Origin of the sequence: Variovorax dokdonensis (assembly GCF_030316895.1) — a bacterium.
Taxonomy (GTDB): domain Bacteria; phylum Pseudomonadota; class Gammaproteobacteria; order Burkholderiales; family Burkholderiaceae_C; genus Variovorax; species Variovorax dokdonensis.
Genome location: NZ_JASZYV010000006.1, coordinates 170,978 through 191,844, shown reverse-complemented (window position 1 = coordinate 191,844; position 20,867 = coordinate 170,978). Strand labels below are relative to the sequence as shown.

22 protein-coding genes are annotated in these 20,867 nt (G+C 64.2%); 12 read left to right on the top strand and 10 right to left on the bottom strand.

Translation table 11 applies throughout. From position 1 onward, the window contains the following. Positions 1 to 13: 13 nt before the first annotated feature. Genes nusA through QTH91_RS22420 form a run of 6 tightly spaced genes read left to right on the top strand, consistent with a single transcriptional unit; the run spans position 14 to position 8,520 of the window. Positions 14 to 1,498, top strand: a complete 1,485-nt coding sequence (gene nusA / locus QTH91_RS22445) for a transcription termination factor NusA (protein ID WP_286662385.1) — start codon at positions 14 to 16, stop codon at positions 1,496 to 1,498. A gap of 23 nt (positions 1,499 to 1,521) precedes the next feature. Further along, positions 1,522 to 4,431: a translation initiation factor IF-2 gene (infB, locus tag QTH91_RS22440; protein WP_286662384.1), complete on the top strand. Its 2,910-nt coding sequence runs from the start codon at positions 1,522 to 1,524 to the stop codon at positions 4,429 to 4,431. Positions 4,432 to 4,467: 36 nt separating this feature from the next. Next, on the top strand, positions 4,468 to 4,836 hold the full coding sequence (gene rbfA, locus QTH91_RS22435) for a 30S ribosome-binding factor RbfA (RefSeq protein WP_286662383.1): 369 nt from the start codon (positions 4,468 to 4,470) through the stop codon (positions 4,834 to 4,836). 2 nt (positions 4,837 to 4,838) lie between these two features. Further along, complete coding sequence (gene truB / locus QTH91_RS22430) at positions 4,839 to 5,813, top strand: tRNA pseudouridine(55) synthase TruB (protein ID WP_286662382.1); 975 nt, start codon at positions 4,839 to 4,841, stop codon at positions 5,811 to 5,813. Then, positions 5,810 to 7,636, top strand: a complete 1,827-nt coding sequence (gene typA, locus QTH91_RS22425) for a translational GTPase TypA (protein ID WP_286662381.1) — start codon at positions 5,810 to 5,812, stop codon at positions 7,634 to 7,636. The genes truB and typA overlap by 4 nt, the downstream gene beginning before the upstream one ends. Further along, complete coding sequence (locus tag QTH91_RS22420; protein ID WP_286662380.1) at positions 7,636 to 8,520, top strand: DMT family transporter; 885 nt, start codon at positions 7,636 to 7,638, stop codon at positions 8,518 to 8,520. The genes typA and QTH91_RS22420 overlap by 1 nt, the downstream gene beginning before the upstream one ends. A 159-nt stretch (positions 8,521 to 8,679) precedes the next feature. Here the strand turns inward: QTH91_RS22420 and QTH91_RS22415 are convergent, their stop codons facing one another. Both QTH91_RS22415 and smpB read right to left on the bottom strand, forming a co-directional pair. Next, a complete protein-coding gene (locus QTH91_RS22415) occupies positions 8,680 to 9,060 on the bottom strand; it encodes a COG4315 family predicted lipoprotein (RefSeq protein ID WP_286662379.1) in 381 nt (126 codons plus the stop codon). Between the two features lie 88 nt (positions 9,061 to 9,148). Then, positions 9,149 to 9,631 (bottom strand): SsrA-binding protein SmpB, encoded by a 483-nt coding sequence (gene smpB / locus QTH91_RS22410; protein ID WP_286662378.1) that lies wholly within the window; start codon positions 9,629 to 9,631, stop codon positions 9,149 to 9,151. A 69-nt stretch (positions 9,632 to 9,700) separates the two neighbouring features. On the opposite strand from smpB, the gene QTH91_RS22405 reads away from it, so the two are divergent. Together QTH91_RS22405 and QTH91_RS22400 are read left to right on the top strand one after the other, a co-directional pair. Next, positions 9,701 to 10,150 carry a type II toxin-antitoxin system RatA family toxin gene (locus tag QTH91_RS22405; RefSeq protein WP_286662377.1) on the top strand — a complete coding sequence of 150 codons (450 nt, stop codon included), beginning with the start codon at positions 9,701 to 9,703 and terminating at the stop codon, positions 10,148 to 10,150. Continuing rightward, complete coding sequence (locus QTH91_RS22400) at positions 10,147 to 10,479, top strand: RnfH family protein (protein WP_286662376.1); 333 nt, start codon at positions 10,147 to 10,149, stop codon at positions 10,477 to 10,479. The genes QTH91_RS22405 and QTH91_RS22400 overlap by 4 nt, the downstream gene beginning before the upstream one ends. Positions 10,480 to 10,482: 3 nt before the next feature. Here QTH91_RS22400 and QTH91_RS22395 read toward each other — a convergent pair whose 3' ends face one another. Next, entirely contained in the window at positions 10,483 to 11,010 is a 528-nt protein-coding gene (locus QTH91_RS22395; RefSeq protein ID WP_286662375.1) for a DUF4124 domain-containing protein, read from the bottom strand. A gap of 177 nt (positions 11,011 to 11,187) precedes the next feature. Here QTH91_RS22395 and guaB point away from each other — a divergent pair, with 177 nt between their 5' ends. Genes guaB through guaA form a run of 3 tightly spaced genes read left to right on the top strand, consistent with a single transcriptional unit; the run spans position 11,188 to position 15,060 of the window. Next, positions 11,188 to 12,657, top strand: a complete 1,470-nt coding sequence (guaB, locus tag QTH91_RS22390; RefSeq protein ID WP_286662374.1) for an IMP dehydrogenase — start codon at positions 11,188 to 11,190, stop codon at positions 12,655 to 12,657. Positions 12,658 to 12,687: 30 nt separating this feature from the next. Beyond that, entirely contained in the window at positions 12,688 to 13,428 is a 741-nt protein-coding gene (locus QTH91_RS22385; protein ID WP_286662373.1) for an STING domain-containing protein, read from the top strand. A 12-nt stretch (positions 13,429 to 13,440) separates the two neighbouring features. Beyond that, positions 13,441 to 15,060 carry a glutamine-hydrolyzing GMP synthase gene (guaA, locus tag QTH91_RS22380; protein ID WP_286662372.1) on the top strand — a complete coding sequence of 540 codons (1,620 nt, stop codon included), beginning with the start codon at positions 13,441 to 13,443 and terminating at the stop codon, positions 15,058 to 15,060. Positions 15,061 to 15,066: 6 nt separating this feature from the next. Here guaA and QTH91_RS22375 read toward each other — a convergent pair whose 3' ends face one another. From QTH91_RS22375 to QTH91_RS22345, 7 genes are read right to left on the bottom strand one after another with little or no spacing between them, the layout of a single operon-like run. After that, a complete protein-coding gene (locus QTH91_RS22375; protein WP_286662371.1) occupies positions 15,067 to 15,441 on the bottom strand; it encodes a DUF1161 domain-containing protein in 375 nt (124 codons plus the stop codon). A gap of 42 nt (positions 15,442 to 15,483) precedes the next feature. Then, positions 15,484 to 16,230: a 2OG-Fe(II) oxygenase gene (locus tag QTH91_RS22370; RefSeq protein WP_286662370.1), complete on the bottom strand. Its 747-nt coding sequence runs from the start codon at positions 16,228 to 16,230 to the stop codon at positions 15,484 to 15,486. Continuing rightward, entirely contained in the window at positions 16,227 to 16,874 is a 648-nt protein-coding gene (alkB, locus tag QTH91_RS22365) for a DNA oxidative demethylase AlkB (RefSeq protein ID WP_286662408.1), read from the bottom strand. Before alkB ends, QTH91_RS22370 begins: the two co-directional genes overlap by 4 nt. A 16-nt stretch (positions 16,875 to 16,890) precedes the next feature. Beyond that, positions 16,891 to 17,598 carry a 2OG-Fe(II) oxygenase gene (locus QTH91_RS22360; protein WP_390368857.1) on the bottom strand — a complete coding sequence of 236 codons (708 nt, stop codon included), beginning with the start codon at positions 17,596 to 17,598 and terminating at the stop codon, positions 16,891 to 16,893. A 46-nt stretch (positions 17,599 to 17,644) separates the two neighbouring features. Then, a complete protein-coding gene (locus QTH91_RS22355; RefSeq protein WP_286662368.1) occupies positions 17,645 to 17,917 on the bottom strand; it encodes a DUF3325 family protein in 273 nt (90 codons plus the stop codon). Next, entirely contained in the window at positions 17,914 to 19,563 is a 1,650-nt protein-coding gene (locus QTH91_RS22350) for a PepSY-associated TM helix domain-containing protein (RefSeq protein ID WP_286662367.1), read from the bottom strand. Before QTH91_RS22350 ends, QTH91_RS22355 begins: the two co-directional genes overlap by 4 nt. An 8-nt stretch (positions 19,564 to 19,571) precedes the next feature. Next, positions 19,572 to 19,871 carry a DUF3649 domain-containing protein gene (locus QTH91_RS22345; protein WP_286662407.1) on the bottom strand — a complete coding sequence of 100 codons (300 nt, stop codon included), beginning with the start codon at positions 19,869 to 19,871 and terminating at the stop codon, positions 19,572 to 19,574. A 340-nt stretch (positions 19,872 to 20,211) separates the two neighbouring features. Here QTH91_RS22345 and QTH91_RS22340 point away from each other — a divergent pair, with 340 nt between their 5' ends. After that, positions 20,212 to 20,778, top strand: coding sequence for a MarR family winged helix-turn-helix transcriptional regulator (locus tag QTH91_RS22340; RefSeq protein ID WP_286662366.1), 567 nt, complete (start codon positions 20,212 to 20,214; stop codon positions 20,776 to 20,778). Positions 20,779 to 20,867: the final 89 nt, after the last annotated feature.

Genomic DNA, 20,867 nt, shown 5'->3' with positions numbered 1-20,867 from the left:
AGGAGTTGCGGCAATGAATCGCGAAATGTTGATGTTGGTGGATGCGATCTCGCGCGAAAAGAACGTCGAGCGCGACGTCGTTTTCGGCGCGGTGGAATCCGCGTTGGCACAAGCCACCAAGAAGCTCTATCAAGGCGACGTGGACATCCGCGTCGCAGTGGATCGCGACAGCGGCGAATACGAGACCTTCCGCCGCTGGCATGTGGTTCCCGACGAGGCTGGTCTGCAATTGCCCGACCAGGAAATCCTGCTGTTCGAGGCTCGCGACGAGATGCCCGACATCCAGGTCGACGAATACATCGAGGAGCCGGTGGATTCCGTGCCGATCGGCCGTATCGGCGCCATGGCCGCCAAGCAAGTCATCCTGCAGAAGATTCGCGACGCCGAGCGCGAGATGCTGCTCAACGACTTCATGAGCCGCGGCGAGAAGATTTTCACCGGCACCGTCAAGCGCCTGGACAAGGGCGACATCATCGTCGAGGCCGGCCGGGTCGAGGGGCGTCTGCGTCGCTCGGAGATGATCCCCAAGGAAAACCTGCGCAACGGTGACCGCGTGCGCGCCATGATCATGGAGGTCGACCTCACCCTGCGCGGTGCGCCGATCATCCTGTCGCGTGCGGCGCCCGAGTTCATGATCGAGCTTTTCCGCCAGGAAGTGCCCGAGATCGAGCAGGGCCTGCTGGAGATCAAGAGCTGTGCTCGCGACCCCGGCTCGCGCGCCAAGATTGCTGTGATCAGCCACGACAAGCGTGTCGACCCCATCGGTACCTGCGTCGGCGTGCGCGGCACCCGCGTCAATGCCGTGACCAACGAGTTGGCCGGCGAGCGCGTGGACATCGTTCTGTGGAGCGAAGATCCGGCGCAGTTCGTGATCGGTGCGCTGGCGCCCGCCAACGTCAGTTCGATCGTGGTGGACGAGGAAAAGCACGCCATGGACGTGGTGGTCGACGAGGAGAACCTCGCGATTGCCATTGGCCGCGGCGGCCAGAACGTTCGCCTGGCTTCCGAGCTCACGGGCTGGAAGATCAACATCATGGACGCCAACGAGTCTGCCCAGAAGCAGGCTCAGGAAGTCGACGTCAGCCGTCGCCTGTTCATGGAAAAACTCGATGTCGACCAGGAAGTGGCCGACATCCTCATCGCCGAAGGCTTTACCAGCCTGGAGGAGGTGGCCTATGTGCCGATCTCCGAAATGCTGGAAATCGAAGCCTTCGACGAAGACACCGTCAATGAGTTGCGCTCGCGTGCCAAGGATGCGCTGCTCACCATGGAAATCGCCCGAGAAGAAGGGGTGGAGAGCGTCTCGCAAGACTTGCGCGACCTTCCCGGCCTGGACGCCGATCTGATCGCGAAGCTGGCCGATGCCGGTGTCAACTCGCGCGACGATCTGGCCGATCTGGCTGTTGATGAACTCATGGAAATTACCGGCCAACCATCCGAGGACGCCAAGGCGCTGATCCTGAAAGCCCGCGAACACTGGTTCGCAGGCCAAGAGTGACGTGATGGAGGCCCAAACACTTTATGTCCAGCACCACCACAGTTGCACAGTTCGCCAGCGAACTGAAGAAGACTCCCGAACTCCTGCTTGACCAGCTCAAGAGCGCAGGCGTGGCCAAATCGGCCGCCAGCGATGCGCTCACCGAGTCGGACAAGCAGCGTCTGCTCGGCTTTTTGAAGGCGAGCCACGGCACCGTCGAGTCCGAGCGTAAGAAGATCACCCTGGTCAAGAAATCGACCAGCGAGATCAAGCAGGCCGACGCCACAGGCCGTGCCCGCACCATCCAGGTCGAGGTGCGCAAGAAGCGCACCTTCATCCAGCGCGACGAATCGCACGCCGTGCCGGAGGCTTCGCCCGCGGAAGACGCGGCGGCTGCCGCCCGGCAGGCTGAGGAAGCCGAACTGGCGCGTCGCGAGGAAGAGGCTCGCCGTCAGGCCGAGCTCCTGCGTCGCCAGGAAGAAGAGCTGGCAGAGAAGCGTCGTCAGCGCGAAGAAGCCGAGGCCCGCGCCCGCGAGGAAGCCGAGCAGGCCCGTCTGGCCGAGCAAGCTGCACGCGAGGCTCAGGCGCGCGAGCAGGCCGAATCGAAGGTGAAGGTCGATGCGGCCCCCGCCGGCAAGAGCGCCCAGGGCGACACGGCCCAGGACAAGGCCGCAGAGGACAAGGCTGCGGCTGCCAAGGCCCTGGCCGATCAGGCGGCTGCGGAGGCGGCACAACGCAAGGCCGACGAGGAAGTCAAGGCCAAGGCGCGTGCCGACGAAGAGGCTGCTCGTGCTCGCGACCTGGACGAGCGTCGTCGCAAGGCTTTGGCCGAGGCCGAGGCCATCCGCGCCATGCTCGCCGCACCAGCGCGCGTTCTTACCCCGCCCAAGCCGCCCGAAAAGGAAGCGCCCAAGCCCGGCGTGAAGGGTACGCTGCACAAGCCGACCGACAAGGTGGCACGTCCTGGCGCGCCCGCGCCCGCGGCGGCTCCGGCCGGCGCGGCCACCAAGGATGTGAAGTCCGCCAAGCTCTCGTCGAGTTGGGCTGGCGATCCGGCCAAGAAAAAGGAAATCAAGACCCGCGGCGACGCCAGCGGCGGTGTCAGCCGTGGCAATTGGCGCGGTGGCCCTCGCGGTCGGCGTGGCAATGACCGCGGAAGCAACGAGCAAATGGCTCCGGCGGCGCCCGTCGAACAGCGCGTGCTTGAAGTCCATGTGCCCGAGACCATCACCGTGGCCGAACTGGCACACAAGATGTCGGTCAAGGCCGGCGAGGTGATCAAGCAGTTGATGAAGCTTGGCCAGATGGCCACCATCAACCAGTCGCTGGACCAGGACACCGCGATGATCATCGTGGAAGAAATGGGCCACAACGCCGTCGTGGCAGCGCTGGACGATCCGGAAGCCTTCATCACCGAAGATGCGGCAGCGCAAGATGCCGAGTTGCTGCCTCGCGCTCCCGTTGTGACGGTCATGGGTCACGTCGATCACGGCAAGACCTCGCTGCTCGACTACATCCGAACCTCCAAGGTGGCTGCGGGCGAAGCCGGCGGCATCACGCAGCACATCGGCGCCTATCACGTGGAAACGCCGCGCGGCATGGTGTCCTTCCTTGACACCCCGGGTCACGAGGCTTTCACGGCCATGCGTGCTCGCGGTGCGCAGGCGACCGACATCGTGATTCTGGTCGTTGCGGCTGACGACGGCGTCATGCCCCAGACGAAAGAAGCCATCAAGCACGCCAAGGCGGCCAACGTGCCGATCGTGGTGGCGATCAACAAGATCGACAAGCCCGATGCGAACCCCGAACGCGTCAAGGGCGAATTGGTGGCCGAAGAAGTGGTGCCAGAAGAGTTCGGCGGCGATTCCCCCTTCGTCGAGGTTTCGGCCAAGACCGGCCAGGGCATCGACGACCTGCTCGAGCAAGTGCTGCTGCAAGCTGAAGTGCTGGAACTCAAGGCACCGGTGGATGCGCCTGCGAAGGGCCTGGTCGTGGAAGCTCAGCTCGACAAGGGCCGTGGTCCTGTTGCGACCGTGCTGGTTCAGTCCGGGACGCTCAAGGCTGGCGACGTGGTGCTTGCAGGCCAGACCTACGGTCGCGTTCGCGCCATGCTCGACGAAGACGGCCGTGCCATCAAGACGGCGGGCCCGTCGATCCCGGTGGAAATCCAGGGTCTGACGGAAGTGCCTCAGGCTGGCGACGAATTCCTGGTGATGACCGACGAGCGTCGTGCTCGTGAAATTGCCACGTATCGCGCCGGCAAGTTCCGCAACACCAAGCTGGCGAAGGCCCAGGCGGCTAACCTGCAGAACATGTTCAGCGACCTGCAGGCCGGCGAGGTGCAGACCTTGCGCCTGATCATCAAGGCCGACGTGCAGGGTTCGCAGGAAGCGCTGTCGCAATCGCTGCTCAAGTTGTCGACGGACGAAGTGAAGGTCCAAATCGTCTACGCCGGCGTGGGCGGTATCAGCGAAAGCGATATCAACCTGGCCATCGCATCGAAGGCCGTGGTGATCGGCTTCAACGTGCGTGCAGACGCCGGCGCCCGTCGCTTGGCCGAGGGCAACGGCGTTCAGCTGAACTACTACGGCATCATCTACGACGCCGTCGACGAAGTGAAGGTGGCGATGTCCGGCATGCTGGCGCCCGAGCGTCGCGAAGAGATCATCGGCCAGGCCGAGATCCGCACGGTGTTCGTCGCCTCCAAGATCGGCACGGTGGCCGGCTCGTACATCACGCAGGGCCACGTCACGCGCAACTCGCATTTCCGCTTGCTGCGCGACAACGTGGTCGTCTATACGGGCGAAGTGGATTCGCTGCGCCGCGTCAAGGACGATGTGCGCGAAGTGCGCGAAGGCTTCGAGTGCGGTATCAAGCTCAAGAACTACACGGACATCCGTGAGGGCGACCAGCTCGAGTTCTTCGAGATCAAGGAAATCGCACGTACGCTTTAATGGAACGCGGGGCCTTCAATGGCCTCGCCTTTTCACATGAAGAAGAAGTCCGCAACTCCCAACCGCGCATTCAAGGTGGCCGATCAGATCCAGCGTGATCTGACGGAGATCATCGCGCGCGAGTTGAAGGATCCGCGCGTGGGCATGGTCACCATCCAAGCGGTGGAGGTCACGCCAGACTACGCGCACGCGAAGGTTTTCTTCAGCCTGTTGGTGGGCGACCCGGAGGAGGCCACTGCTGCCTTGAATCAGGCGGCTGGTTTCCTGCGCAACCACCTCTTCAAGCGTCTGCACATCCATACGGTGCCCACGCTCCATTTCCAGTTCGACCGCACGCCCGAGCGCGCCGCGGACATGAACGCGTTGATCGCGCAGGCCGTCGCCTCCCGTTCGAAGGACGAATAGGCATGAACGCGCCACGCACACGGGTGCAGCGGCGCCCTGTGCATGGGGTGCTGTTGCTCGACAAGCCGATCGGACTTTCCAGCAACCAGGCGTTGCAGAAGGCCAAGTGGCTGCTGCGCGCCGACAAGGCTGGACATACCGGAACGCTCGACCCACTCGCGACAGGTGTGCTGCCCTTGTGTTTTGGCGCGGCAACCAAGTTCAGCCAACTGCATCTCGATGCCGACAAACGCTACGTTGCCACGGCACGCTTGGGCGAGCGCACGAGCACGGCCGATGCCGAAGGCGAAGTCGTCGAGCGTCGCCACGTGGACGTCAAGCCAACCGATCTCCAGCGGGTGACGGCGCAGTTCAGCGGCCCGATCAGCCAACTGCCGCCCATGCACAGCGCGCTGAAAAAGGATGGCAAGGCACTCTACGAATATGCCCGGGAAGGCATCGAGGTTGAACGCGCACCGCGCGATGTGGTGGTCCATGCGCTAAGCGTGCAGGCCGAACCCGATTTCGACGCCATGCCGACCATCCGCATTGACGCACGCGTGAGCAAAGGCACCTACATCAGGACCCTCGGTGAGGACATCGGCAACGCGTTGGGGTGCGGCGCGCACCTTCGCAGTCTTCGCCGCATCGAAACCGGCGATTTCAGCGCCGAGGCCTGCATCAGCCTCGAGACGCTCGAGGCCATGGACGAGCAGGAGCGCCTGGCGCAACTCATGCCGGTCGAGGCGCTCGTCGCCAATCACGAGACTGTCACGCTCGAGGCCGAGGATGCCGGGCGTTTTCTTTCCGGCCTGCGCCGGCGTGGTCCCTGGCCCGACATGCCCCATGTTGCGGTCTTCGGCCACACGCCCAAGGCCTTTCTCGGCACAGCCCATGTCAAGGGCGGTGAACTCATTCCCGTCCGGCTGCTGAGTCCGGTCGAGATCCAACAGATTCTTCAGCAATTCAACGCGACTTCCGCACGCACGACATCATGAGCAAGCCCATTCGCAATATCGCCATCATCGCCCACGTGGACCATGGCAAGACCACCATGGTCGACCAACTCCTGCGTCAATCCGGCACGTTCGCCGAGCACGAAAAAGTGGTCGACACGGTGATGGACAACAACGCCATCGAAAAAGAGCGTGGCATCACCATCCTGGCCAAGAACTGCGCCGTGACGTGGAATGGCACGCACATCAACATCGTCGACACGCCCGGCCACGCGGACTTCGGCGGCGAAGTGGAACGCGCCCTGTCGATGGTCGACGGCGTGCTCCTGTTGATCGACGCGCAAGAGGGTCCGATGCCGCAGACGCGCTTCGTGACCAAGAAGGCACTGGCGCTGGGCCTCAAGCCCATCGTCGTGGTCAACAAGGTCGACAAGCCAGGCGCCAACCCCGACAAGGTGGTCAACGCAGCCTTCGACCTGTTCGACAAGCTGGGTGCCACCGACGAGCAACTCGACTTCCCCGTGGTTTACGCGTCCGGCATCAACGGCTGGTCCGCGCTGGAGGAGGGTGCCCCCGGCGAACAGTGGGGTCCGGACATGTCGGCCCTGTTCGATACCATCCTCAAGCACGTTCCTGCACAAAAGGGCGATCCGACTGCGCCGCTGCAATTGCAGATTTCGGCCCTCGACTTCTCCACCTTCGTCGGCCGGATCGGCGTGGGTCGCATCAGCGCCGGTACGCTCAAGCCCGGCATGGACGTGCTGGCCATGGATGGCCCGGACGGCGCCACCGTCAAAGGCCGCATCAACCAGGTGCTGACTTTCCAAGGGTTGGACCGCGTTCAGACCACCGAAGCCGGCCCTGGCGAGATCGTGCTGATCAACGGCATCAGCGAGATCAACATCGGCACCACCATCACCGACCCGGCCACGCCGAGCCCTCTGCCGATGTTGCGCGTGGACGAGCCGACGTTGACCATGAACTTCTGCGTCAACACCAGCCCGCTGGCTGGCCGTGAAGGCAAGTTCGTTACCAGCCGCCAGATCTGGGACCGCTTGCAGAAGGAGCTGCAGAGCAACGTTGCGCTGCGCGTGAAGGAAACCGACGAAGACGGCATCTTCGAAGTTTCCGGCCGCGGCGAACTGCACCTGACCATCCTGCTGGAAAACATGCGCCGCGAAGGCTATGAGCTGGCCGTTTCCAAGCCGCGCGTGGTGTTCCGCGACGAAGGCGACACGCGCCTGGAGCCGATCGAGATGGTCACTGCCGACATCGAGGAAGGCCACCAGGGCGGCGTGATGCAGGCCCTGGGCGAGCGCAAGGGCGATCTGGTCAACATGGAACCGGACGGTCGCGGCCGCGTCCGCCTGGAATACAAGATTCCGGCGCGCGGGCTCATCGGCTTCTCGAACGAATTCCTGAACCTGACGCGCGGCTCGGGCCTGATCTCCAACATCTTCGACGGTTACGAGCCGCACAAGGGTGAGATCGGCGGACGCAAGAACGGCGTGCTGATCTCGATGGATGACGGCGAGATCTTCACTTACGCGCTCGGCAAGCTGGACGACCGCGGCCGCATGTTCGTGCGCGCCGGTGACCCGGTGTACGAAGGCATGATCGTCGGCATCCATAGCCGCGAGAACGACCTGGTCGTCAACGCCACGCGCACCAAGCAGCTGACCAACTTCCGCGTTTCGGGCAAGGAAGACGCGATCAAGATCACGCCACCGATCGACCTGACGCTCGAATACGGCGTCGAGTTCATCGAGGACGACGAGCTGGTCGAGATCACGCCCAAGAGCGTGCGCCTTCGCAAGCGCCACCTGAAGGAACACGACCGCAAGCGCGCCAGCCGCGAGGCCTGATGACGCACGGCAGGGCGGTCTGGACGATGGTGGCCGCCACGTTCATGTGGGCGACCGCCGGTGTCGTCACGCGCCATCTGGACGAGGCGCGTGGCTTCGAGGTGACCTTTTGGCGCAGCCTGTTCACGGCCGTGTCGCTGTTGGTGATCTTGCCGGCGTGGCAAGGCCGAAGCGTATTCGCGAAGATGCGCACCTCCGGTTGGGCACTGTGGGTCTCCGGCTTGTGCTGGAGCGTGATGTTCACCGCCTTCATGGTGGCGCTCACCTTGACCTCGACGGCCAACGTCCTGGTCACCATCGCGCTAACGCCGCTCTTCACTGCCCTGGTGTCGCGCTTTTTCATCGGCCATCGGCTGCCTGCGCGGACTTGGGGTGCCATCATTGCCGCCGGTGCGGGCATCACCTGGATGTATGCCGCCAAGTTCGAGCAGGGCGAGATGCTGGGGACGCTGGTTGCGCTGTGCGTACCGATCGCTGCCGCATGCAATTGGACGGTGCAGCAGCATGCGCACGGCAAGGGTCATGATGTGGATCTGGTGCCGGCGGTGCTCATTGGGGCGCTGATGTCTTCGCTTGCGACGCTGCCGCTCGCAGCACCATTCCGGGCCAGCGCCCATGACATCGGGCTGCTTGCCTTCCTGGGCTTGGTCCAGTTGGCCATTCCCTGCGTTCTTGCTGTCTTGTGCACTCGCGTTCTGAAAGCGCCTGAAGTCGCGCTGCTCGGACTGCTGGAGGTAATTTTCGGAATCGCCTTGGCGTGGGCGGGCGCGAACGAGGTGCCCGCTTCGTCGACTTTGTTGGGCGGCGCGGTGGTCGTTTCGGCGCTGGCGCTCAATGAGTGGCTGGGTTGGCGCTCGAGGCTTGCGCACCTGGCGCGCGCTTGAATCCACAGGCGGTGTCGGGACTTGCCGACGCGCCCCGGGGATATCCAGTTTCCAGGGCCTGCCGGGTCAGGCCAAGAAGGGGAAACTGCTGAGCGCACTCGCCGCTTCCCCTGGGCGATCGACGAAGTGCGCACGTGCGCCTTCGTCAATCTCCGCCGATCAGGGGCGTGCGACTTTCCAGGCGCCTTGCAGCATGCCGTCGCCTGTACGGTCACCGGTCTTCATGTCCTTGGACCAGTAGTACAGCGGGGCGCCCTTGTAGGCCCACTGCGCCTTGCCATCATCGCGCGCAATGACCGAATAGCCGCCCATCGGCTTGGCGCCGGCCGGTGCCATCAGCGGGGGCCAATTGGTCGCGCATTGCGCATTGCAGGTCGACTTGCCCGCCGTGTCGCGAGCGAAGGTGTACAGCGTCATGCCACTGGGCCCGATCAGCACGCCGTCAACGGTGCGGGTGGGCGTGTCGGGCGCCGGGGACATGCTGCCGCATCCGGCCAAAAGCGCCGTAGCCAGAATGGCCGAAACACCAAATTTCTTCATGAGCGTTCTCCTTGGGTTAAGGGACAAAAGGGACACCAAGGCAGTGTAGATGCAATGCGCGGCGAATCGACTTTTGTCCGGCTCCAATTCAACGGTTCCGGCTTTTCATGGCGCGCTCGACCTCGCGCTTGCCTTCACGGTCCTTGATGGTGTCGCGCTTGTCGTGTTCCGCCTTGCCTTTGGCCAGAGCGATGTCGCACTTCACCTTGCCGGCCTTCCAGTGGAGATTGAGAGGCACTAGGGTGTAGCCCTTCTGCTCGACCTTGCCGATCAAGCGCCGGATCTCGGCCTTGTGCATCAGGAGCTTCTTCGTCCGCACCGAATCGGGATTGACGTGGGTCGAGGCGCTCTTGAGCGGGTTGATCTGGCAGCCGAGCACGAACAACTCGCCATTGCGGATCACCACGTAGCCGTCGGTCAGCTGTGCCTTGCCCTCGCGCAGGGCCTTGATCTCCCAGCCTTCGAGCACCATGCCGGCCTCGAACCGCTCTTCGAAGAAGTAGTTGTACGCCGCCTTCTTGTTGTCGGCGATACGGGCGGAAGCGTCTGTTTTCTTTTTGGAGGCAGCCATGATGAGCAAGGTGAGGGCGACATGGCTTCAATACAATGCGTTGCGCCCGCGCGTCGCCGATTCTAAGTAATGAAATCAGTCAATAAATCCGTCCTCATCTGGTATAGCGCGCAGGAGATGTACGCTCTGGTCACCGATGTCGAGCGATATCCCGAGTTTCTGCCTTGGTGCGATCGTGCCCGCGTGCTGGAGAGCGACGATGCAGGCATGACCGCGGAGGTCGGCCTGGCCTTCGCCGGATTCCACCAAGCGTTCACCACACGCAATACCCACGTGCCGGGCCGTGAAGTCCATCTGAAGCTCGTGAGTGGCCCGTTCTCCAAGCTTGATGGGACATGGCGCTTCTCGCCCGTCGGCGAGGCCGGTCAGCGTGCCTGCCGGGTCGAGCTGGAGCTGAACTACGGCTTCAGCAACGTCGCGCTGCGTTCACTGGTTGGCCCGGTGTTCGACAAGGTGGCCAACACGCTGGTCGATGCATTCGTCAAGCGAGCCGACCAAGTCTATGGGGCCTCGCCATGATCCGCGTCACGCTCGTTTGCTCGCCCACGCCGCGCGTGGTGCACGAAGAAGTGCTTCATTTGCCCTCGGGCACGAGCGTTGGCGACGCCCTGCGGGTCAGCGGATTGGCCGCCAGCCTCGTGCAAAGCGACATGGAATCGATGCAACCCGGCGTCTGGGGGCGTGCGGTTTCTTGGGGCCAATCCTTGCACGACGGCGATCGACTCGAACTGTGCCGGCCTTTGACGGTCGATCCGAAGGTGGCGCGACGTGAGCGCTTCGCGCGCCAGGGCGCACGCGCGACCGGCTTGTTCGCGCGGCGGCGTCAAGGCGCCAAGGCGGGCTACTGAGGGCTACTTGCAGTCGGTGCTGATCACCTGCTGGATCCGCTGGAGTTCCTGGGCGCGCGCGGCGTCATCGAGAATCTCGCGTTCGCCCTGGCTGTTGACGCGAGCAATGCGGATGCCGCTGTCGTAGGTCGCCTTGCTCTGGCGGGCTCGGTCGCAGTTCTCCGCCTTGGCCTGTGCCACCTTGCGAGCCTCGGCCTCCTTCTGCGCTTTTTCGGCTTCCTCGGCCTTGCGCACCTTCTCTTCGAGTTCCTTGTCGGCTGCGGACTTGGTGTTGGCGCCAGGGGCAGGCGGTGTTCCAACGGGTGCGGCGGGCGCTGCGCCATTCGGGGCGCCAGCGACCGATGGCGGAACTGCCTGCGGCGCAGGCTGCCTGCCGCGTTGCTGGATGTTCTTCTCTGGAATGTCCGCTGGCGGCGCCGTGTCGCTGAAAATTGTCCGGCCGTCCTTGTCCGTCCATCGCCATTGCGCATGGGCGACCAACGGCAGCAAGCCACAAAGGCAAATCCAGCACAGGCTGCGCAGGTAAGTCATGGGCGCGAGTTTATCGCTTGCTTACCTTTTGCAACTGAATCCAGGTGTCCGGACGCTCGTGGCGCGGTGAATCCGCGACACGAGGCGCCGCCGGGTGCGGCTGGACGTACGCACTAAGGCCTACGATCCGGGAAACTACGCATCAATCGTTACAATCGTTCTTTTGGAGCTTCAGCCATGCGCCTTCTCGGCAAAGCGCTCACCTTCGACGATGTGTTGCTGGTGCCAGCGTTCTCCCAAGTCCTGCCCAAGGACACATCCCTCGCCACCCGCCTGTCCCGCAACATCACGTTGAATCTGCCGCTGGTTTCCGCAGCGATGGATACAGTGACCGAGTCGCGACTGGCGATCGCCATCGCCCAGGAAGGTGGCATCGGCATCATTCACAAGAACCTCACGGCCCAAGAGCAGGCCGCCCAGGTGGCGCGCGTCAAGCGCTACGAATCGGGCGTGCTGCGCGACCCGGTGGTCATCACCCCACAGCACACGGTTCTGCAGGTGATGCAACTCTCTGAGGAACTGGGCATTTCCGGTTTTCCGGTGGTGGACGGCGGCCGCGTCGTCGGCATCGTGACCGGCCGCGACCTGCGGTTCGAAACGCGCCTGGATGTACCGGTGTCCGAGATCATGACACCACGCGAAAAGCTGATCACCGTCAACGACGGGGCAGAGCTTGTGGATGCCAAGGCGCTGCTCAACAAGCACAAGCTTGAACGCCTGCTCGTGATCGACAAGGAATGGTCGCTCAAGGGGCTCATCACCGTCAAGGACATCACCAAGCAGACCAGCTTCCCGAACGCCGCCCGTGATGCATCGGGCCGCTTGCGTGTGGGTGCGGCAGTGGGTGTCGGCGCCGGTACCGAGGAGCGCGTCGAGGCGCTGGTCAAGGCCGGCGTGGACGCCATCGTGGTCGACACCGCCCACGGCCACAGCTCTGGCGTGATCGAGCGCGTGCGTTGGGTCAAGAAGAACTACCCCCAAGTCGACGTGATCGGCGGCAACATTGCCACCGGCGACGCCGCCCGTGCGCTGGCGGACGCTGGCGCCGACGCGGTCAAGGTCGGCATTGGCCCGGGCTCGATCTGCACCACCCGTATCGTCGCCGGCGTGGGCGTGCCGCAGATCATGGCGATCGACAACGTCGCCACCGCTTTGCAGGGAACCGGCGTGCCACTGATCGCCGATGGAGGCGTGCGCTACTCCGGTGACATCGCCAAGGCCATCGCGGCCGGCGCCAGCACCGTGATGATGGGCGGCATGTTCGCCGGCACCGAAGAGGCACCGGGAGAAATCGTTCTGTACCAGGGCCGCAGCTACAAGAGCTATCGCGGCATGGGCTCCATCGGCGCCATGCAGCAGGGCAGTGCCGATCGCTATTTCCAGGAAGCCACCACCGGCAATCCGAACGCCGACAAGCTGGTGCCCGAAGGCATCGAAGGGCGCGTGCCTTACAAGGGGTCGATGGTCTCCATCGTGTTCCAGATGGCCGGTGGCCTCCGAGCCGCCATGGGCTACTGCGGTTGCCCGACCATCGACGAGATGAAGAGCCGGGCGGAATTCGTCGAGATCACCACCGCCGGCGTGCGCGAAAGCCACGTGCACGACGTGCAGATCACGAAGGAAGCGCCGAACTACCGGGCAGACTGACGCGGCGCCGTTCGCCCCAGGACCGGCCCGATGGAAAAGCCCCGCTACCGCGACTACCTGAAGCTGCTCTGGCAGCGCTTTCGCGGGCGCGGGCTGATCACCGCGGTCCTGGCGACCGTGGCCTTTGCGCTGGCGGTCAGCTGGGCGTTCACCGGCGACGGCACGTTCGAGCCCTGGGCCAATCTGGCGACGGTCTGCGCGGCTATCGCCGGTGTGCTGGCCACGGTTTGGGCATCGATGCAGAACCGCGTGGATACCGGCAATCAGCGCGATCGATATTCGCTCAGCTACGCGTTGGCTTACGGATACGTCCACAACTTTTTGGTTGGCGCGGTCGATGCACTCAAGGCCGAGCCCAATCCAGGCAAGATCTACGTCTATCGACCTTCCAGCCTGGCACAACTCGATCCGGCCTCGCACGAGGTATTCAAGACCGTGTTGGCCCAGCGCGGCTTCGAGCTCAGCAGCCGTACGCTGGACAAGTCGAGCAACCGGCCGCGCGGCATTTTGTCGGTCTACCTGCCGGCCAAGCCCACCAGCCCCGTTCATTTCGTCGACTTTCCGACGACCTTGCTGACCTTGTCCAGCCTCATCAATTACCAAGCCGCCCGTGCGGAAGAGGAAGACGGCGAGGCGTGGAGCGACAAATACCGCGACGAGATGGCGCGCACCTACATCGAACACTTCTTCCGCGAGATGAGCACCCAGGCAGACAAGGCCGGCATCCGGGAGTGGATCGACTTCACAGACTCGAACTTCAAGAATCTCTAGCCCCTGACGTCCATGCAGCACCAGAAAATCCTCATCCTCGACTTCGGCTCGCAAGTCACCCAGTTGATCGCGCGGCGCGTGCGCGAGGCGCATGTCTATTCCGAAGTCCACCCCTGCGATGTCACTGACGAATGGGTGCGCGAATACGCCAAGGACGGCTCGCTCAAAGGCGTGATCCTTTCCGGCAGCCACGCCAGCGTCTACGAAGAGAGCACCGACAAGGCGCCGCAGGGCGTGTTCGAGTTGGGCGTACCCGTGCTGGGCATCTGCTACGGCATGCAGACCATGGCACACCAGCTCGGTGGCAAGGTCGAAGGAGGGCACAAGCGGGAGTTCGGTTTCGCGGCCGTGCGTGCGCGTGGACACACCGCGCTTCTCAAGGACATTGCCGACTTCACGACGCCCGAAGGCCACGGCATGCTCAACGTCTGGATGAGCCACGGCGACAAGGTGACCGAGCTTCCGCCGGGGTTCAAGCTGATGGCGTCGACCGACAGCTGCCCGATCGCCGGCATGGCCGACGAAGACCGCCATTTCTACGGCGTGCAGTTCCACCCCGAGGTCACGCACACGGTCCAGGGCAAGGCGCTGCTGGAGCGTTTCGTGCTCGGCATCTGCGGTGTCGAACCCGACTGGATCATGCGCGACCACATCGAGGAGGCGGTTCAGCTGATCCGCGAGCAGGTGGGTGACGAAGAGGTCATTCTGGGTCTTTCGGGGGGCGTGGATTCGTCGGTTGCCGCGGCGCTGATCCATCGCGCCATCGGCGACCAGCTGACCTGCGTGTTCGTCGACCACGGCCTGCTGCGCTTGAACGAAGGCGACATGGTCATGGACATGTTCGAGGGCAAGCTGCATGCGCGCGTGATCCGCGTGGATGCGAGCGACCTGTTCCTGGGCAAGCTTGCCGGCGTCAGCGACCCGGAAGCCAAGCGCAAGATCATCGGGGCCGAATTCGTCACGGTGTTCAAGCAGGAGGCCGCCAAGCTCAAGGCCGGCACCGCCGGACACAAGGGCGCGACCTTCTTGGCTCAGGGCACGATCTATCCCGACGTGATCGAATCGGGCGGCGCCAAGAGCAAGAAGGCCGTCACCATCAAGAGCCACCACAACGTGGGCGGCCTGCCTGAACAACTGGGGCTCAAGTTGCTGGAGCCGCTGCGTGACCTGTTCAAGGACGAGGTCCGCGAGTTGGGCGTTGCGCTGGGCCTGCCGCCAGAGATGGTCTACCGCCACCCGTTCCCGGGCCCTGGCCTGGGCGTGCGCATCCTGGGCGAGGTGAAGAAAGAATATGCCGACCTGCTGCGCCAGGCCGACGCCATCTTCATCGAAGAACTGCGCAACTTCCGCGACGAGGCCAGCGGCAAGACCTGGTACGACCTGACCAGCCAGGCCTTCACCGTGTTCCTGCCGGTCAAGAGCGTGGGTGTGATGGGCGACGGGCGCACCTACGACTACGTGGTGGCACTGCGCGCCGTCCAGACCAGCGACTTCATGACCGCCGACTGGGCCGAGCTGCCCTATGCGCTGCTCAAGAAGGTGTCGGGGCGGATCATCAACGAGGTGCGCGGCATCAACCGCGTCACGTACGACGTCTCGAGCAAGCCGCCTGCGACGATCGAGTGGGAGTGAGCCTGGCTAGTTCGCACAAACGCCATTGACCGGTGTCGAGCCGTCGCGGCATTCGGTCAAGATGGGTGAAGCAGCTCGAGGCGCCGGTGCGGCCGCGCCGGTCGTCCCGACCGCCTCGGTCTGGCGGTCGTAGACGATCCTGCGGGTGCCCAGGCCACACGTGCCCACGGTCTGCCCCTTGGCACTGGTGTCGTCGGCGTCGACCACTGTCACAGTGAATTGCGTGACACCAGACGCGGCGATCTTCGATTCGATCTGGGCACGAATGCTTTCGCAGCTGTCCGCTTGCGCGAACGCATGGTTTGCCAACGCCAGCATTGCGACCAAGGCCACCAGTGCCCATTGGCTGAGGCGCAAGGCCAGCTTCCGATCTTGAGTCATGGGGCGATCCTCTGCACGGTGTTCAAATCCCATTTTGCGTCCTCACCGATGCGGCGGCGCGTAGGCCTGAAACGACAGTTCGAGCCCGATGCGGGACCCACGGAGAACGCGGCTGATCGCGTGCCGGACGGTGACGCGATAGATCCCGCTCCTGCCCTGGACAGGACGCTGGTTGGCGCAGATGACGGCGGCGTCGCCGAACTGCAGCGGGATCACCGCCGGCCTGGACTGCATGCGCGGGCGCTGCTCGGTCAGGATCAAGTTTCCGCCATCGAAATCCTCGCCCGGTCGGGACAGCAGCGCCACGAGTCGCAGCGGAAGCGCGCATTCGCCGCCAGCGCCAGCGCCAGCGCACAGGTGCAGGGCGACAAAGTCGTCTTCGAGCAAGCGCGTCAGGTGGGGCGGCGAGGGCTCTTGTCCAGGCTGCGGCCGGACGAGGGCAGAAGCATCGAACGATCGTGGATATCGCACATCCAGACCTTGCCTCTCGTTCCAGCGATCGGCAATGGTCGCCAGAGGAGGGTAGAGCGCCGAGCGCAAGGTGGTCAGAACGGGCGCTAAGGGATCGTGCAGAACATGCATCTCGCCCTGGCCGAGATCGAGGTTTTCCAGTCGTATCGGTCGCAAGCCGGCTGAGGACGTAGCGAGTTGAGCCAACGCCAGGGCCGCTTGCGGGCTGAAGAGATTCGGGATCAGCGCATAGCCTTCCTCGTCCAGTTGGGCGCCCATTTCGTGCCAGTCGAGGCGGGCCAGCGCGTCAGCGACGCCTTCGGCGGTCATGCTGATCATCCCGCCTTGCGAAAGGTGAAGTTGATGCGCTGGCGACTGAGCAGCGCGTGGGGCGCATCGACCATCGGCATGATCCCGTGATAGCGCAGTCGATCGGCGCCGCCCCAAACGACCACGTCGCCATGGTGCAAGGTGATGCGGGCCGCCTTGTCGCTGCGAGCCAATCCGCCGAAGAGAAAAACGGCGTCCATGCCGAGCGAGACCGAAACCACCGGCGCGCCGAGATCGCGCTCATTGCGGTCCTGGTGCAGTGAAAGGCGCGATCCCGGTTCGTAGCGATTGATCAGGCAGGCGTCGGGTTGGAAGGCAGCGAAGCCCGCCGCCGACGCGGCTTCGCTCGCCAGTTGAGCGAAAACGGCCGGCATGGCTGGCCAGACCGCGTTGCTGAGCGGGTCGATCGCCGAATAGCGGTAGCCGCGCCGATCGCTGGTCCAGCCCAATTCACCGCAGTTGGTCAGGGCGACGGACATCGTGAATCCGCCCGGCGTGACCATGTGCCGAAACGGCGACCGCGTCGCGACGTCTTCGATGGCCGGCAGCAGTGCGTCGACGCGGGGCAGGGCAAGGCCGCGCAGGACGAACGAGTCCGGGCCCAGTCGGTCCTTGGTGCCGGGCTCGGGCGGGGGAAAGAGGTCAAGCGTCATGCCGACGGCGCGCCGGTCAGATCGCGTCATGGAAGATCAGGCCGATGGTGTGGCGCCGACCGCTGCGTAGCCGGCTGACGCCGTGGCGCATCGCGACCTTTCGCGTCCCGCCGCGTCGGCCCTGCGCGGGGCGGTGGTTGACGGCGAAAACCACCGCATCGCCCTGGTCGAGCACGACCACCTCCGCGCGCTGGCCGGAGGACGCGGTTTCGGTCATGACAAACTCGCCGCCGATGAAGTCCTCGCCCGCTCGTGACAGCAGGATGGTCAGTTGCAGCGGAAACACGTGCTCGCCATACAAGTCTTGATGCAGGCAGTTGTAGTCGCCGGCTTGGTACTGGAGGATCAGGGGCGTCGGGCGCGTCTGTCCCGCTTGGTGGCAGCGTTGCAGATACTCATCCAACCGGTCCGGGTAGCGCGTGTCCGTGCCCAGCAGCGCATTCCATCGGTTGGCGATGGGTGCCAGGCGAGGGTAGAGCTCGTGGCGGAGCCGGTCGAGCAGCGGCGGCAGGGGATAGTCGAAGTACTTGTATTCGCCACGGCCGAATCCGTGCCGCTCCATGACGACGCGGCTACGAAAGCCCTCCGACTTCGGGTAAAGCGCGGCCAACTCGGCGCATTGATCCGGCGTCAGGAGTGCCGGCAGTACGGCATGGCCAGCGGTGTCGAGCGAATGCTCGAACGAAGCCCAGTCGGCGTTCATGGCTTGCCGCGCGCAATGCATGGTGTCATGCGCACAGTCTACGTTTTGGGCGCGTTGCCCGGTGCCTTCAGCGCCGCTGCAGCAGCAGGAGTACCACGAACACCACGCCGGCGCACAGGCTCGTGTGCCCGCTGTAGCTCACCAGCCCCAGCGACCAGCCTTGCGCGCGCACGGCGACGAACAGGCCGAGCAGCAGCCCGATCCAGCCGCCCAAGCGCAGGCCGAGCGTGGCACGGGCTGGCAGGGCGGTCTTGAACAAGGCCTCTTGGTGCCGATCCATCGCCAGCGCCAGCAATGCAAAACCCAGCAGGCATGGCACGAAGATCGCGAGATGGCTCATGGCGCAGGGTCCCTCGCGATCGGTGGCGCGACGAGCACTGCGCCGGCCTGCTGTTGCGGTTGCGCGCGTTTGCCGCGCGGAACCGGGGTCTGGTGCCGCGCGCTGCGCAGTGCAAAACGAACGTGCAGCGCGGCAAACGCCCAGCACATGAGGTCGAAGCCGGCAAACACCCAGTCGCCATCGGCCAAGCTGCGCCAGAGCGGCCGCTCGGTCGTGAGCATGTTCAGGAGGGGAAGGCCGGCCAGCAATGCCGCGCCCATCCACCACTGCTCCACCCACGCGCGCCGAGCCGGTCGACATACCGCATGTGCCAAAGTCACCAGCCATGCGATGAAGAAGACATGGATCTCCCACTCCGCGCGCTGCGCGAGCGCATTCGGCAGCAGGCGATTGGCCCACAGGAAGGAAGCCATGGCGATCGACAAGCCCGCGATGGAAGCGATGTTGAGGCGTTCGACTACGCGAAAGCCGAAGTAGGGCCGATCAGGGTCGGGCAGCTTCTGCCGCCGCTTCACGGTCCACATGACCAGGCCGGTGCCGACCATCGCCGTTCCAGCCAGGCTGACCAGGAAGTAAAGCCAGCGTGTGGCCGTGTCGCCGAATCGGCCGAGGTGAAGCGCATACATCACACCGCGCGTTTCGGCTGCCGGCCCCACGTGGTCGTGCGTTTCCAGAAGCTTGCCTGTGCTGCCGTCGAACAGCAGGTACTGCGGGCTCATCGATGTGCGTGCCTTCTCGCCGCGCGCCACCGCCACGCGGGAGGCTGCATCGCCTGGCAGCGTGATCGTCACTTGCGCGATGTTGTCCCGCCCCCAGAGGGACTGGGCCTCGCGGACCATGCCTCGCACCGACGCCAGCTCGACCTGGCGGCCGCTGGGTTTGCCTGGCTGGATGAATGCGTTGAGTTCGCGCGTGAGTTGCTGACGCTCCTGAGGCGTCTTGAAGGCCATGCGCTCGCCGTAGGGCATGTACATCGCCATCAGCGTCACCAGGCCGGTGTAGGTGATCATCAGATGGAACGGCAGCCCGAACACCGACAGCGCGTTGTGCGCATCGAGCCAGCAGCGCTGGCCCTTGGCCCAGCGGAAGGTGAAGAAGTCGCTGAAGATCTTCTTGTGAGTGATCACGCCGCTGACGATCGCCACCAGCATGAACATGGCGGCCAGCCCGGCGAGCCATCGTCCCCAGAACACGGGCATGTAGTGGAACTGGAAGTGGTAGCGGTAGAAGAACTCTCCGCCTGTCGTGTCGCGCGCTGTCACCTTGTGGCCGGTTTGCGGATCGAAGGTCGCCTGCCCGAAGCGCCGTTGGCCCGGCTGCGCGGCGGGAAGCCGCCAGAAGGCATCGGCGGTGTTGTCGCGCGCCGTCGGCAGGCCGATGCTCCACTGCGTACTGCCGGCCGCGATGCGGCCCAGCTCCTCGGCGACGCGCTGGGCAACATCTGCCGGATCGGGCACGCTGGACTGGTGCGGCAACTCGGGCCGCGCCCACTGCGAGATCTCGTCCTTGAAATAACTCACTGTGCCGGTGAGGAACATGCCGTACAGCACCCAACCGAGCAGCAGGCCGGCCCAGATGTGCAGGTCCGACATGGTCTGCCGGATGCCGCGAGGCTTGGGCGACGTGGCGGTTCGGGTTGCGCTCATGCGCTTGTTCATGTCGATGGTCCGGCGTGCCACACGGACCACGCCGCCGGAAGCAGCACCGCGGCGGCAACCAGCAGGCCCACCCAGGCGCGCGTGGCACTGCGCACCGCAAACACCCAGATGACGGCGCCTGTGTAGATCGAGAAGCTGGCCAGCATGCCGGTGAGCACGGCTTGCGTCTTGGCCATGGGCAACGCCAGGGCGGCCACGCTAGCCAGCGCGGCGAGCGCGTAGCCGCCTGCGATCGCAGCGACGATGCGGGAGAGCAAGGGGGCCACGCGTCGGGCCCTGGCGGGCAGACCCATCATTTGTTCGGCGTTGCGGCAGGGCCTGGGGGAATGGGCGCGATGCCCTCTGCCTTGCGATAGCTCGATGCGATCAATCTTCGTCATCGTGCCAATCGTTCAGAGATCCATTGAGGCGGGGAAGCAGCAGTCATCGTACGAATGGCGTCGTCGCATACACGGAAGACAAGTGCGAATCACTCGCATTCACTAAGTGTAAGTTAATTGAGACACAAATTCACAGTTCATCCGCAGGGCGAGGGGTTTTTGCAACCGGTTTCATGATTCGGACGCATGCTTCCGTCTGAGTGTTGACTGTTGCGCTGCTATCGTTACCAAGTTCCACGTTTCGCACCGCCCACGCATGCCAAGAGGATTTCATCGCCGCCCTGAGCAGGAGCGCGAGTCGCTCGGTTTCGAAGCCCGATTTACCGAGGACAACCACCAGTCGTTGCGGCTGTGGCTGCGCATGATGGCCTGCAACATCGAGATTCAGCAGGTGCTGCGCCGGAGGCTGCGCGCGCAGTTCGGCATGACGCTCGCGCGCTTCGACTACATGGCGCAGGTTTATCGCTACGAGCGCGGCCTGAGCATGCGAGCCCTGTCCAACTACCTGATGGTGACGGGCGGCAACGTGACCGGCTTGACGCGGGAGTTGCAGAAGGAAGGATGGGTGACGCGCGAACTCGATCCGCATGATCGGCGTTCGTATCTCGTGCGCCTCACGCCATTGGGGCGCGAGGTGTTCGAGCGCATTGCCACCGTCCATGAATCATGGGTGGTTTCTCTGTTTGCGGAGATGCTTCCGGATGACCGGGCGCGCCTGACCGAATTGCTGGGCCAGGTGCGAGACCTGCTTGCACACGCGGGTGAGGTACGAAGTGATGACGAAAGCGACATAGCGCCCAGCCCTGAGTCGCTTGAACAATGATGGTGTTAAAGATGAGACAAAAGTCATGTGTTACGAGTAAGCTCGCCGCTCGTTTCGGGCATTCATGCTCGTTTTAAAGGTGGGGTTTC

Bases quoted from the DNA above. Each gene is read 5' to 3' on its own strand.
- typA (WP_286662381.1), top strand. From the start codon at position 5,810: ATGAGCAAGCCCATTCGCAATATCGCCATCATCGCCCACGTGGACCAT.
- QTH91_RS22385 (WP_286662373.1), top strand. From the start codon at position 12,688: ATGGAAAAGCCCCGCTACCGCGACTACCTGAAGCTGCTCTGGCAGCGC.
- QTH91_RS22420 (WP_286662380.1), top strand. From the start codon at position 7,636: ATGACGCACGGCAGGGCGGTCTGGACGATGGTGGCCGCCACGTTCATG.
- QTH91_RS22355 (WP_286662368.1), bottom strand. From the start codon at position 17,917: ATGAGCCATCTCGCGATCTTCGTGCCATGCCTGCTGGGTTTTGCATTG.
- QTH91_RS22360 (WP_390368857.1), bottom strand. From the start codon at position 17,598: ATGCATTGCGCGCGGCAAGCCATGAACGCCGACTGGGCTTCGTTCGAG.
- rbfA (WP_286662383.1), top strand. From the start codon at position 4,468: ATGAAGAAGAAGTCCGCAACTCCCAACCGCGCATTCAAGGTGGCCGAT.
- QTH91_RS22375 (WP_286662371.1), bottom strand. From the start codon at position 15,441: ATGACTCAAGATCGGAAGCTGGCCTTGCGCCTCAGCCAATGGGCACTG.
- QTH91_RS22400 (WP_286662376.1), top strand. From the start codon at position 10,147: ATGATCCGCGTCACGCTCGTTTGCTCGCCCACGCCGCGCGTGGTGCAC.
- QTH91_RS22395 (WP_286662375.1), bottom strand. From the start codon at position 11,010: ATGACTTACCTGCGCAGCCTGTGCTGGATTTGCCTTTGTGGCTTGCTG.
- guaB (WP_286662374.1), top strand. From the start codon at position 11,188: ATGCGCCTTCTCGGCAAAGCGCTCACCTTCGACGATGTGTTGCTGGTG.
- truB (WP_286662382.1), top strand. From the start codon at position 4,839: ATGAACGCGCCACGCACACGGGTGCAGCGGCGCCCTGTGCATGGGGTG.
- QTH91_RS22350 (WP_286662367.1), bottom strand. From the start codon at position 19,563: ATGAGCGCAACCCGAACCGCCACGTCGCCCAAGCCTCGCGGCATCCGG.
- QTH91_RS22345 (WP_286662407.1), bottom strand. From the start codon at position 19,871: ATGATGGGTCTGCCCGCCAGGGCCCGACGCGTGGCCCCCTTGCTCTCC.
- QTH91_RS22405 (WP_286662377.1), top strand. From the start codon at position 9,701: ATGAAATCAGTCAATAAATCCGTCCTCATCTGGTATAGCGCGCAGGAG.
- infB (WP_286662384.1), top strand. From the start codon at position 1,522: ATGTCCAGCACCACCACAGTTGCACAGTTCGCCAGCGAACTGAAGAAG.
- QTH91_RS22370 (WP_286662370.1), bottom strand. From the start codon at position 16,230: ATGATCAGCATGACCGCCGAAGGCGTCGCTGACGCGCTGGCCCGCCTC.
- nusA (WP_286662385.1), top strand. From the start codon at position 14: ATGAATCGCGAAATGTTGATGTTGGTGGATGCGATCTCGCGCGAAAAG.
- QTH91_RS22415 (WP_286662379.1), bottom strand. From the start codon at position 9,060: ATGAAGAAATTTGGTGTTTCGGCCATTCTGGCTACGGCGCTTTTGGCC.
- QTH91_RS22340 (WP_286662366.1), top strand. From the start codon at position 20,212: ATGCCAAGAGGATTTCATCGCCGCCCTGAGCAGGAGCGCGAGTCGCTC.
- alkB (WP_286662408.1), bottom strand. From the start codon at position 16,874: ATGACGCTTGACCTCTTTCCCCCGCCCGAGCCCGGCACCAAGGACCGA.
- guaA (WP_286662372.1), top strand. From the start codon at position 13,441: ATGCAGCACCAGAAAATCCTCATCCTCGACTTCGGCTCGCAAGTCACC.
- smpB (WP_286662378.1), bottom strand. From the start codon at position 9,631: ATGGCTGCCTCCAAAAAGAAAACAGACGCTTCCGCCCGTATCGCCGAC.